The organism is Ruegeria sp. HKCCD6426 (assembly GCF_057221115.1).
Genome location: NZ_JBWVBF010000004.1, coordinates 451,483 through 463,421 on the forward strand (window position 1 = coordinate 451,483; position 11,939 = coordinate 463,421).

Sequence of the window (11,939 nt, forward strand, 5' to 3'; positions counted from 1 at the left end):
TTTGTCTTTGCGCTTAAATCAAGGAACAATATGGCAGCAAGCGCCAACCGCCACCAACGGGAGATATAGATGAACACTTTTTTGAAAGCCGCGGCAGCTGCGGCAATGGGTTTGGTATTGTCGGGCGCCGCACAGGCCCAATCGGCATTAAACGAGGTGCTGGATTCCGGCGTTCTCAAGGTCGGGACAACGGGTGACTGGAACCCGATGTCACTACGCGACCCCGCCACGAACAGTTACAAAGGCTACGACATCGACATCATGAACGCACTGGCCTCTGATCTGGGCGTCGAGGTGCAATATGTGCCCACCGATTGGAAAACGCTGGTCAACGGAGTAGTCGCCGGCAAGTACCACATTACCGGTTCAGCCTCGATTTCCCCGCCACGGATGAAGGTTGCAGGCTTCTCCGACAGCTACATTGCGGTTGAGTTGTTTCCGTATACAACCAAGGATAAAGCCGACAAATTCGACGGATATGACTCGATCAACCAACCGGATGTGAAGGTCGCGACAACCCTCGGAACAACTTTTGAGAAGCGGGTGCGCGAATGGTTCCCGAACGCCGATATCAAAGTTGTCGAAGCTCCGGCACGTGGATTTCAGGAGGTTCTCGCGGGGCGCGCGGATGTATTCATAACATCGAACATCGAAGGCTCGACACTCGAGGCCAAGTTCCCGGTTGTCCGGGTCAAGAATGCCGGCCCTCGGTCGCCTTCGCCAATTGCGATGCTGTTGCCGCAAAGCGATCAGGTCTGGATCAACTATGTGAACAACTGGATCGAAGTAAAGAAAGCCCAGGGTTTCTTTGAAGAGAACAGGAAAAAGTGGGGCCTTTGATCCCTGCAGTCCGATACGCCCGGCCCTAGCGGTCGGGCGTTTTTAGATTCCGCCGGAAACGGCTTTGGAAACGACTGTAAGAAAACTGACCCTGCCAGTTTTCAGTTCCACCGGACCATGCGCTGCGTTGGAATCGAAGCTAAGGCTGTCACCAGGTCGCATGTGATAAGTTTCATCGCCGCAGCCGTAAACCATTTCTCCATCCGTCACATGGATGAACTCGACACCTTGGTGGCGGTATAGTGGCCGTGTGCTCAATGGCGCTTCAAGAGTGACACTAAAACTCTCAAAATTAACATGATGAGCTTCAGCCCGGCCAATCAGTTTGTAGCTATGACCTTGCCCGCTGCCCAAGCGTTGTACAGTCACCCCCTCGCCCGCAGCCACAAAGGATACGTCCGAGCGCTCGACTGTGCCTGCGAAGAAATTGATCAATGGAACGCCAATGCTACTGGCCAACGCGTCAAGGGTGCCCAACGAAGCCGAAACCTGCCCGCGTTCGATCTTGGAGATCATTGCCGTCGACACCCCGGACCGACCCGAAAGCTCGGTCAAGGTTAACCCGGCAAGGACCCGATGCGTTTTGACCGTGATCCCGATCAAGTGATCCAAGGGCGGCTTTTCGGCCGAGATTTCAAGTGAATCTTCCATTGGCTCAGAGTATCGACGTGTAGCAAAAAGGAAAAGCGGTACTCGGCGCTGTGAGTATTGAAAGGGTCTGCAATGAAATTGGAACACATGACGTGGTACGAAGTAGGCGCTCGTATCGACACGGGCGCGGCCATCCTGTTACCGGTTGGTTCGACCGAACAACACGGACCCATGGGTCGCATCGGAACTGATACAATCTGTGCCGAAGCCGTTGCAGATGCCGCAGCCGATTTGTGCGGTGCGATTGTTGCTCCACCGCTGGCTTATACGCCCGCGCCCTTCAACACGGCTTTTCCGGGCACAGTCTCCGTGTCGGCCAAAACCTTTCGTTGTCTCGCGCAAGAGGTCATAGACGGGCTATTGGCCCAGGGGTTTGTGGGCGTGTTTGTAGTGAACGGCCACGGCGCGAACCTCGAGCCACTACAACAGATCGCCGAAGGGCTTGCCCCCGGGAAGCTACGCATCCGCAGTTGGTGGGAACCGGAAGGTGTTAATACTCTGCGCAAAGATCTCTACGGAGAATGGGAGGGTATGCATGCAACACCTTCCGAAATCGCGATAACCCAATCCCTGCTCGGTGCGTTGCCAGCCAATCAAGCCGCCGAGCCGCCGGAAAAACTGAGCCCTGAATACCTAAATGCGCACAAGGGCGATCGCCACGGTCCGCCGGCTGAACACCGTATGCAGTTTCCGGACGGTCGCGTCGGGTCTCATTCCGCTCTGGCTCGCCCGGAAGACGGGTCGGCGCTATTGACCGCTGCGGCGGAAGCCATCGCGCAGGAATTCAAATCGTTTCAGGCATCTTGAGAACGCTCGCCAGTCTTTCCCACTGGCGGCGGCCGATGGCATCCTTTGACGCAAGCAGCCAGTAGGTTTCGTGATGCCCTAGAATGTCGTGACCACAACGTTCCAGCGTACCGGCTTCGATCTCATGCGAACACAAGGGCAGAGAACCCAACACAACGCCGAGTCCCGCCTTTGCCGCGCCGAGTGCACTCAAAAATGTATCGAAGCGTAACCGCGGCGCGGGTTCGGCGGGGGTGCCAAAACGGCTGGTAAAGTCACTCCACCCTGGTCGCGGTCCGGTACAGGAAATTCGCGGCCAATCTTTCCAATCTCCACCTAAGTCCATCAGTTTGGGAGAAGCGACAGGGACCAAGGCCTCCCGGTACAGGGGTAACTTATAGTCATGTGGCCAGTTTCCTGCACCGTAGCGGACCTGGATAACATCATCGAACGAGGCCATCTGGCTACCCAGAACCAACGACTGAATGGACAGCTTTGCACCTGTCGCCTCTTGCACGCGCGCCAGGCGCGGCGTCAGCCAGAGATCGATAATAGACTGACTGGCCGAAATGGTCAGGCTGTCGCGCCCGCTCGAGAACAGCGCCTCGGAACTCTCTCGCAGTTCGGTCAGAGCTGCCTGTACCGGTGGCAGCCAGGCTTCACCTTCAACAGTCAACGAGATGTTGCGCGCATTTCGCACGAACAGCTTGGTCCCAAGGTGTTGCTCCAGATTGCCAATACGCTGACTGATCGCAGGCTGCGTCAAACCTGTTTCCGCAGCAGCAGCTGTAAAGCTTCCGCATCGCGCAGCAGCTTCGAACGCACGTATCCATTCCAGCGGCGGCAGTTGAAACTTTCGTTCACCCATAAGCTAAACCGATACTTACTGCGTCTATTTCTGATTTGAGTTTATCCGTGCGATATAGAAATTGTAAGGCAGACTGCAACACGCGAAACCCATCACCGAGAGTAAGATTATGGAAACAGCCGTTGACCACACAGGCCACGTCCTCACGTTGAAAGACGGCGAAGACGTTATGCGCTTTCATGCGATCTGGCTGCGCGATAATGCGCAGGATGCCGATACGCGTTCGCCCGTGAATGGCCAGCGACTGATCGCACTCCGGGATATCCCAGGCGATACACGGATCGCCGCTGCATCCTGTGGCGAAGCGGGAATTGAGGTTCGGTTTGAACCGGAAGGCAAAACCGTCTTGTTTGACGCTGATTGGTTGCGGACCCATGCGTACGACCGCTCAGCCGTGCACAAACGCGGGTGGTGCTCCGAAAACGTTGAGTGCTGGGATTCTGGCATATCAGACAAGGTTCCAACGGGCACACTCAGCGAATTGGAAACTGGTGGTGACGCCCTTGCTGACTGGCTGGAAGGTGCGACGCGCTATGGGTTCGCCAAGATCGAAGGCGGCCCGATTGAAGAAGGCGCGCTGTTCCGCGTTGTGGATCTTTTCGGATTTGTCCGCGAAACCAACTATGGGCGCCTGTTCGAAGTTCGTACCGAGGTGAACCCAACAAATCTGGCGTTCACTGGTCTGGGTCTCCAGGCCCACACTGACAACCCCTATCGTGACCCTACCCCCACTGTTCAAGTCCTCTACTGCCTCGAAAGCACGGCAGAAGGAGGGGAAAACATGGTAGTCGACGGCTTCGCCTGCGCCCGACGCCTGCAACAGGAAAACCCGGACTATTTCGACGTGCTTGCAAACTACTGTGCACGTTTCGAATACTCTGGCGAAGAAGGTGTCTGCCTAACCTCGCGCCGCCCGTTGATCGAATTGTCGCCCGATGGCGAATTGATTGCCGTTCGGTTCAACAACCGCTCTCTGGCGACGGTGACAGACGTCCCGTTCGAGAAGATGGACCTTTGGTACGCCGCCTATCGGCGGCTGGGCGAGATCATTGATGACCCCGACATGGAAGTAACCTTCCGGCTGGAACCCGGAGAAGGCTTCATCGTCGACAACACGCGTGTTCTTCATGCACGCAAGGCATATTCCGGCTCTGGCAAGCGATGGCTGCAGGGCTGTTACGCAGACAAGGACGGATTGCGCTCTACCCGGGACGCAATGCGCCGTGGAAAAATGGAGGCGGCGCAATGAGTGCTTCTTACCAAGAGCTGACACCGGAAACCATCGTTGACTTCCTTGGTTCGATCTTTGATCGCCGGGGGGCAGAAGAATATCTGGGTGAACCCGTCACGATGGGCGAACATATGCTGCAAGGCGCCACTCTGGCCGAAAAAGCCGGGCATTCGGAGGAGATCGTCGCCGCGGCGCTGTTGCATGACATCGGACATTTCACCAGTGAATTTGGCACGTTCACAATGAACGACACCGAGGACCGCCACCACGAGGATGCGGGCGCCGAGGTTCTGGAACAGTTTTTCCCGTCGGTCATCACAGATTGCGTACGCTACCACGTGGCAGCAAAGCGTTATCTGTGCGCCACCCGCCCCGAATACCTGCGCCGCTTGTCCGAAGCCTCAATTCACTCTTTGAACCTTCAGGGAGGCGCTATGAGTGACGAAGAGGTCGCAGAATTTCAAAGTCACCCAAATCTCGAAGCCATCATCGCCGTCCGCTATCTGGATGATGCCGGCAAACAGGATGGGATGCAGACACCGGATTTCTGGCACTTCGCGCCAATTCTCCAACGGCTGGTGGACCAGCATTGCCAGCCGACTAGAGCTTAATTACATCGTTTCGGATCAATTGACTCCGTCCGTCCCACTCAATTTCGCGCGGTGCGTTTTTCGCACCGGGGCGGGGTCGATTGATTGCCAGATACACAGGTGCTGCGTGAGCTAACTTAGCTCCAAGCATCTCGATGCAAAGTCCAGTTATTGGCTTGCGCTCCTGTCCGCTTGCACGTCGCGCAAAATCTGGAACTCGCCGACAGTCATCCCGGTCAAGCTGCCCGTCCAGGCGCAACTATCTACAGGCGGTTTTTGTCTGGCACCAAGGTAGTTTTGGAGAATCCAGTTGTAGTTTTCAGCGTTATCGATAATAAGTCCCGTGAAAAATTGGGATCCTGAAAAATATCGATAAAATGAAAAACGCTACCTTTTCCTGGACTCGAGAGGCCGCTCTGGCCCTGTACGACCTTCCGCTCATGGATCTTTTGTTTCGCGCTCAGACAGTCCACCGCGAAAACTTCGATCCCAACAAGGTTCAGACGTCAAAACTTTTATCGATCAAAACCGGCGGCTGCGCCGAGGATTGCGCCTATTGTTCGCAATCGGCCCGCAACGGCTCGACTCTCTCAGCATCAAAACTCATCGAGGTTCAGCGCGTTCTCACTGAGGCGCGCAAAGCCAAAGACGGCGGTGCAACCCGCTTTTGCATGGGGGCCGCCTGGCGCGAACCCAAGGACCGGGACATGGACGCGCTTGTCGCCATGGTCGAAGGCGTTCGGGACCTTGGTATGGAAACCTGCATGACGCTTGGTATGCTGGACGACAATCAGGTTTTCCGGCTGCGCGATGCCGGACTTGATTACTACAATCACAATATCGACACGTCCGAACGGTATTATTCCGAAGTCATCACCACGCGTACATTCGCCGACCGGATCGACACGATGAACCGTGTGCAGGAGGCCGGGATCAAGGTGTGTTCCGGCGGCATTCTGGGCATGGGAGAAGAGGCCCAAGACCGCGTAGACATGCTCGTGACGCTGGCCAACATGGCTCCGGCACCGGACTCGGTGCCGATCAATATGCTGATGCCGCAGGAAGGCACTCCGTTGGCCGACGCCAAACCAATCGATCCGATCGATTTCGTGCGCGTGATTGCCACGGCCCGCATCATGATGCCAAATTCCTATGTGCGTCTTTCTGCGGGTCGCAGCGAAATGAGCGACGAGCTGCAGGCGATGTGTTTCCTTGCCGGGGCGAACTCGATCTTCGTCGGTGAAACTCTTTTGACCGCAGAGAATCCGGAAGAAGACACCGATGCGATCCTGTTTGCCAAACTCGGGATTCAGGCCGAAACTGCAGCAGAGCAAACGTGTGAGGAAGCCGCTGGATGAAGGCGTTGAGCCGCCTACAGTCCATGCTGGCGGCCCTGGACAATCGGCATCGCCGCAGGTTTCTTTCACCACGGCGCGGTTTGGATTTCGCGTCCAATGACTATCTGGGATTGTCGCAATCTCCGCTGTTGCAGCAGGCAGCTCAACAAGCGCTGGAACAAGGCATTCCACTGGGCTCAGGAGGATCGCGTCTGTTACGCGGCAATCACCCCGAGCACGAAGCATTAGAGCAGGAAGCCGCCACGTTCTTCGGATCCGAAGCGGCGCTGTTCATGGGTGGAGGTTTCCAGGCGAACCAGGCGATATTCTCCACCCTACCGGCCGCAGAAGATCTGGTACTTTACGATGAACTTGTACATGCCAGCGCTCATGAAGGCATGCGCATCGGCCGCGCTCAGATGCGCGCGTTTGCACATAATGATGTACGGGCGGCGCAGGACGTGATTGCCGACTGGCGGGCTGCGGGCGGTTCAGGTCAGATCTGGATCGCTGTGGAAAGCGTCTATTCCATGGAAGGCGATATTGCGCCTTTGGAAGACCTGTCCAGATTGGCTTGCACCCACGACGCTGTTCTGGTTGTGGACGAAGCTCATGCCACAGGTGTTTTCGGGCCGAATGGCAAAGGTCTGGCGCACGGTCTGAAGGCTGAGGTGCTGACCTTGCACACCTGCGGCAAAGGTCTGGGGGTATCCGGGGGACTGATTTGCGGAGCGCAGGTTATGATCGATGCGCTGATCAACCGCGCACGGCCCTTCATATTTGCAACAGCCCCTGCCCCATTCAGCGCGGCCCTTGTCCGGGCTGTGCTCGGGCATTTGCGATCAGATATTAGCCTGAACGAGGCTGCTCGCTCCCGCATTCAGTTCGCCCATGGCGAAGCACTGCGCCACGGTGTTCCGGAAGGCGCGCTCAACAGTCAGATCATTCCTGTCATTCTCGGTGATGACGCCCTGACGATGGCCACAGCCGCTGCGTTGCAGGGTCAGGGGTTTGACGTTCGCGGCATCCGTCCCCCGACCGTTCCGCGCGGAACGTCTCGGTTAAGGATTTCCATCACAGGCAACGTCGACACGGCTGACATCTCGCGCTTGTTCGATACGCTCGCCCGTCATCGGAAGGAAGCCGCATGAGCACCGTGATTGTCACAGGCACCGACACTGGCGTCGGCAAGACCGTATTCGCCGCGGGGCTGGCCACAGCTCTGGGTGCAAGCTACTGGAAACCCGTGCAATCCGGGCTTGAAGATGCAACGGACACCGAAACGGTGGTCAATCTGTCAGGTGCCGCATCCCTGCCCGAAACCTACAGGCTCGACATGCCGGCCTCACCACACCTATCCGCCGAGGATATGGGGATTGAGATCGACCTGTCACGTCTTGCTCTGCCGCAGGTCGAGGGGCCTCTGGTTGTAGAAGGCGCAGGCGGCGTCATGGTGCCTTTGAACCGCGAACAATTCTTCATCGACCTTTTCGCACAATGGCAGGCCCCTGTGGTTCTGGTCGCCCGCACGGCGCTTGGCACGATTAACCACACGAGCCTGTCCCTGATGGCGCTGCGGAACGCAGGCTGCCCAGTGGCCGGTGTCGCATTTATTGGCGACCCGGAACCGGACGTTGAACAGACAATTGCTCAGATGTGCAATGTGCGGCATCTGGGCCGCCTGCCGTATATCGACAACCTGTCGCGTGCGTCTCTGACCAAAGCCTTCGAAGCCATCGACGTTGAAGCAATCCGGAGCTTCCTGTGACCCCGCTGGAATTTGACGCCTGCCACTTATGGCACCCTTACACCAACGTGCTTGATCCGGGCCCTATGCACCTGATCACCGAAGCCGAGGGAGCTTGGCTGACGCGGGATGACGGGACCAAAATGATCGACGCGATGTCATCATGGTGGTGTGCGGTTCACGGGCATCGTCACCCGGCCATCGTTGGTGCAATGCAGAACCAATTGGCGCAGTTGCCGCATGTGATGTTTGGTGGCCTGACCCACCAACCCGCGATCGATTTGGGCCGAAAGCTGATCGACCTGCTTCCCGATGGGTTGGATCGCATTTTCTACAGCGACAGCGGTTCGGTCTCAATCGAGGTCGCACTGAAGATGGCGGTTCAGTACCAAATGGCCATGGGCCGCGCGGATCGCACACAATTCGCCACCATCCGCGGCGGTTATCACGGCGACACCTGGAAAGCGATGAGCGTTTGCGATCCCGTCAACGGAATGCACGGGCTGTTCAGCGGCGCCCTGTCGATCCAACACTTTCTACCACGCCCACCAATCTCTTTCGATCAGGAATGGTCCGAAGATGCCAATCTCAATGGGCTGGGCGCCCTAGAAGAACTGTTGGCGGCCAAGGCAGGCCGGATTGCGGCCCTGATCCTCGAACCAGTGGTTCAAGGTGCGGGAGGTATGTATTTCTATCACCCGACATGGCTGCAACGTGCGCATGAAATGTGCAAAGCCCATGATGTGCTGGTGATCTTTGACGAGATCGCCACCGGGTTTGGACGCACTGGCGAGCTGTTCGCAATGCATCATGCCGGCGTCTTGCCTGACATCCTCTGCCTGGGCAAAGCTCTGACTGGAGGCCACATCACGATGGCCGCCACGGTCACGACTGAAAATGTTGCACGCGGCATCGGTGAGAGCGAGGCCAGTGTTCTGATGCACGGCCCAACTTACATGGCCAACCCATTGGCCTGTGCAGCGGCAATTGCCAGTCTGGAACAGCTGACCGCAAGAAACTGGCACGAAGAGGTCAGCAACATTGCCGAACAAATGGCACATGAGCTTTCTCCGGCCCGTGGATTGCCGGGAGTCGCCGACGTCCGCGTTCTGGGGGCAATCGGTGTCATCGAGATGGAAGAACGGGTCGACCCGTCAATCGCGCACACCCTCGCAGGGGAAACGGGTGTATGGCTGCGCCCCTTCGCCCGGAATATCTATTGCATGCCACCCTACATCATCACCCCCGATGAGCTGAGCTGTGTAACAGCAGCCATGGTTTCGCTGGCCAGAGATGTGTCATGAAGCATAAGTGGTTGTCACGCTCTGGCACGCAGGACCTGATCGTGGTTTTCGGTGGATGGGCGCTTGGCGCGGTTCCGTTCACAAGCCTTTCGGGCCCCGACGATGTCCTGTTCGTGGACGACTACACAGAGTTGGATGATCCCCTGCGAGAACTGGAACACTATGACCGGGTTCGCATGATCGCCTTCTCCTTCGGCGTGGCATCGGCAGGGCATTGGTTGAGCCAAACGGGTTTTCACCCGGATAGCCTGATCGCAGTCAGTGGAACGCTTGCGCCCGCAGACGCAGAACGCGGCATTGTCCCGGATATAATCCGGGCCACCGCGGATCAGTTGACAGAAGATAGCTTCGCCAAGTTTTGCCGCCGCGCCGGTTTTGAGGGGGTGGCACCAAAAATGGACGTCGAAGCCGCAAAGGCTGAACTATACGCCATAATTTCGCGCGGTCCGGCCCTTGAACAGAGCTTCGACCGAATATGGATTCCACAGCGCGATCGGATCATACCCACAAAAGCGCAAGAGGTAGCATGGCAGTCGCAAGAGCACGCTGTCCGGACTATCCCCGGCCCTCATGTCCCGTTCCGCGCCGGGCAAAACTGGACGGACTGGATCGCATGAATGCGCATCTGGCAGAACGCGTACAGCGTAGCTTTAACCGAAGCTTTGCGAGCTATCACGAGTCTGCCTGCCAGCAAGCGCAGATCGCCGATCTTCTGGCGCAAAAACTCCACGATTGCGGCGCGCCGCGCCACTTCATCTCCGCCCTGGAATTTGGATGTGGCACCGGCCACCTGACCCAGAAATTGCGTGATGGGTTCGGTTTCGACACGCTTACCCTCAATGACCTGTCGCCCCAGGCTCGAGATACAGCCAAAACGTATGGAGCAGCCTTTCTATGCGGTGACGCCGTGACAATTGATTGGCCTGCGGAGCCCGATCTGATCGCGTCTGCATCAATGATCCAATGGCTTGCCGATCCGGCTGCCTTTTTGCATAAGGCATCGGCCGCGCTTGCGCCCGGTGGTTGGTTGGCTGTTTCCGGGTTCGGTCCGGAACAATACCGTGAGCTCACTCAGATAGGCTCGTCTGCCAAAGCACCCGGGTTGTTTCAGCCCGAAAACATGGTCGCCGCTGTGCACAGAAATCTGGAAATTATGACTGCCGGTGAAACCAAGCGGCAAATGCACTTTGCTTCGCCTCGGAAAGTTCTGGAGCATCTTCGTAAAACCGGAGTGAACGGACGCGCACAAAAAACATGGACCAAGACCCGCCTCTCGCAATTTACGAACGAGTATATCAGCCGGTTTGGCAGCGAAATGGGCGTGCCTTTGACTTATCATCCGATCTGGATCATCGCCCGCAAGCGCGCCTGAGCCGTCCGGCCATTCACCAATCTTAGAGATAAGCTCCGAACCCGCTAAGCGGGATTGTAGTGCCCCGGCAGTTCTCCTGCGAAGCGCTGATTGCGAACGTATTCCGGCGTTGTTCCATATTGAGCCCGGAATGCACGCGCCAAAGCCGTTGCCGAAGAAAATCCGGTCGCTGTCGAAATTTCCCGCTGAGGCATGTCAGTATGCCGAAGCAAACTGTGCGCACGTTCCAACCGAAGTTCCCGATATGTCGTCAGGAGTTTTTCACCTGTCTTACTTAGAAACCGCCGCTGAAGCTGGCGCGTGGATGTTCCAAGCGACTTGGACAGCTCGGGGATCCTGAGGGGATCCTCGACATTCTTCAACATTTTATCGATGGCCAACCTTACCGTCGGGTCAGCGCCGGAACGTTGAATAAGTCGGCTAGCGAGCTGGCTTTCACATGCACGTTCCGGTTCGGTCAAACCGATGTAGCCGCGTAACGTATCTGCCAAATGCTCGCCGTGATCCAGCGATACAAACTCTGACATCAGCCGCAAAGCACTTAGTTTTGTGGACGCGCTGTGAGTTCGGCCATCCAACGCTCGATGTGAACTGGTTCTGCTTCCAATTAGCCCGACTTCCTGAGCGGCCGCTGAAAAATTGGGATGAATTGCCGCAACAGCCTCGTTTGCCCGGCCCACTTGAGCAAGAAGCAAAACCGCTCCACCAACAAGAATTGAGCGAGATGACAGGTTTAACACTTGAGTGACCCAGGATTTATCCTGACCGGACGGCTGCCAGTTTTTGTGAATATCTCCCCAGAAAATCGCTGTACGCCCGGCCCAGTACAACGGCCCACCGGCCGGTTCTTCGGCAATCACGCGAAATTTGATGTGATATGCATAACCTTCAACAAGATCATTCAAAGCCCGATAAAACTCGACGATCATCTCTGCAGACGCACATGCCCCGGGATCAGCAAGGATTACATCGATCTTTTGAGTTTTCTCAGGCGGTGCCGACGCAGTTTTTTCCAAGTGCACATGGTCGTTCTTGAGGACATAGTGTTTCATTGCTCCTCCACCTGCTTAATACGGGCGTTGCTTGTAGCTGTATTGCCCTCTTCCGGTTCAGCACCCCGCCCTATTAGGACGGGGGTCTATTTTGTGTATTGCCTTATTACTCTGCTGCTTCCTCATACGCTTCCATTGGAGGGCATGTGCAGACGAGGTTT

13 protein-coding genes are annotated in these 11,939 nt (G+C 56.7%); 10 read left to right on the top strand and 3 right to left on the bottom strand.

Going from position 1 to position 11,939, the window contains the following annotated elements:
* Nucleotides 1–69 precede the first annotated feature (69 nt).
* The gene (locus AC2TDA_RS14925) at nt 70–840 is read left to right on the top strand and encodes a transporter substrate-binding domain-containing protein (RefSeq protein WP_480849302.1); all 771 of its coding nucleotides are present in this window, start codon (nt 70–72) and stop codon (nt 838–840) included.
* A gap of 42 nt (nt 841–882) precedes the next feature.
* Here the strand turns inward: AC2TDA_RS14925 and AC2TDA_RS14930 are convergent, their stop codons facing one another.
* A complete protein-coding gene (locus AC2TDA_RS14930; RefSeq protein ID WP_480849303.1) occupies nt 883–1,491 on the bottom strand; it encodes a helix-turn-helix domain-containing protein in 609 nt (202 codons plus the stop codon).
* A gap of 72 nt (nt 1,492–1,563) precedes the next feature.
* On the opposite strand from AC2TDA_RS14930, the gene AC2TDA_RS14935 reads away from it, so the two are divergent.
* Nucleotides 1,564–2,298, top strand: coding sequence for a creatininase family protein (locus AC2TDA_RS14935; RefSeq protein WP_480877207.1), 735 nt, complete (start codon nt 1,564–1,566; stop codon nt 2,296–2,298).
* Here AC2TDA_RS14935 and AC2TDA_RS14940 read toward each other — a convergent pair.
* Nucleotides 2,276–3,145 (bottom strand): LysR family transcriptional regulator, encoded by an 870-nt coding sequence (locus AC2TDA_RS14940; RefSeq protein WP_480877210.1) that lies wholly within the window; start codon nt 3,143–3,145, stop codon nt 2,276–2,278. The genes AC2TDA_RS14935 and AC2TDA_RS14940 overlap by 23 nt on opposite strands.
* A gap of 109 nt (nt 3,146–3,254) precedes the next feature.
* Between AC2TDA_RS14940 and tmpA the strand changes: the two genes are divergently transcribed.
* The 8 genes from tmpA to AC2TDA_RS14980 all read left to right on the top strand — a co-directional run bounded on the left by tmpA (nt 3,255) and on the right by AC2TDA_RS14980 (nt 10,726).
* Nucleotides 3,255–4,394 carry a 2-trimethylaminoethylphosphonate dioxygenase gene (tmpA, locus tag AC2TDA_RS14945; protein ID WP_480877213.1) on the top strand — a complete coding sequence of 380 codons (1,140 nt, stop codon included), beginning with the start codon at nt 3,255–3,257 and terminating at the stop codon, nt 4,392–4,394.
* On the top strand, nt 4,391–4,987 hold the full coding sequence (gene tmpB / locus AC2TDA_RS14950; protein ID WP_480849308.1) for a (R)-1-hydroxy-2-trimethylaminoethylphosphonate oxygenase: 597 nt from the start codon (nt 4,391–4,393) through the stop codon (nt 4,985–4,987). Before tmpA ends, tmpB begins: the two co-directional genes overlap by 4 nt.
* 356 nt (nt 4,988–5,343) lie before the next feature.
* Entirely contained in the window at nt 5,344–6,324 is a 981-nt protein-coding gene (bioB, locus tag AC2TDA_RS14955; RefSeq protein ID WP_480877216.1) for a biotin synthase BioB, read from the top strand.
* A complete protein-coding gene (locus AC2TDA_RS14960; protein ID WP_480877219.1) occupies nt 6,321–7,454 on the top strand; it encodes an 8-amino-7-oxononanoate synthase in 1,134 nt (377 codons plus the stop codon). The genes bioB and AC2TDA_RS14960 overlap by 4 nt, the downstream gene beginning before the upstream one ends.
* Entirely contained in the window at nt 7,451–8,071 is a 621-nt protein-coding gene (gene bioD, locus AC2TDA_RS14965) for a dethiobiotin synthase (protein WP_480877222.1), read from the top strand. Before AC2TDA_RS14960 ends, bioD begins: the two co-directional genes overlap by 4 nt.
* Nucleotides 8,068–9,354 (top strand): adenosylmethionine--8-amino-7-oxononanoate transaminase, encoded by a 1,287-nt coding sequence (gene bioA, locus AC2TDA_RS14970; RefSeq protein WP_480877225.1) that lies wholly within the window; start codon nt 8,068–8,070, stop codon nt 9,352–9,354. The genes bioD and bioA overlap by 4 nt, the downstream gene beginning before the upstream one ends.
* Complete coding sequence (locus AC2TDA_RS14975; protein ID WP_480877228.1) at nt 9,351–9,971, top strand: pimeloyl-ACP methyl esterase BioG family protein; 621 nt, start codon at nt 9,351–9,353, stop codon at nt 9,969–9,971. The genes bioA and AC2TDA_RS14975 overlap by 4 nt, the downstream gene beginning before the upstream one ends.
* Nucleotides 9,968–10,726 (top strand): methyltransferase domain-containing protein, encoded by a 759-nt coding sequence (locus AC2TDA_RS14980; protein WP_480877230.1) that lies wholly within the window; start codon nt 9,968–9,970, stop codon nt 10,724–10,726. Before AC2TDA_RS14975 ends, AC2TDA_RS14980 begins: the two co-directional genes overlap by 4 nt.
* Before the next feature lie 44 nt (nt 10,727–10,770).
* Here the strand turns inward: AC2TDA_RS14980 and AC2TDA_RS14985 are convergent, their stop codons facing one another.
* A complete protein-coding gene (locus AC2TDA_RS14985) occupies nt 10,771–11,655 on the bottom strand; it encodes a helix-turn-helix domain-containing protein (protein ID WP_480877233.1) in 885 nt (294 codons plus the stop codon).
* Nucleotides 11,656–11,939 lie beyond the last annotated feature (284 nt).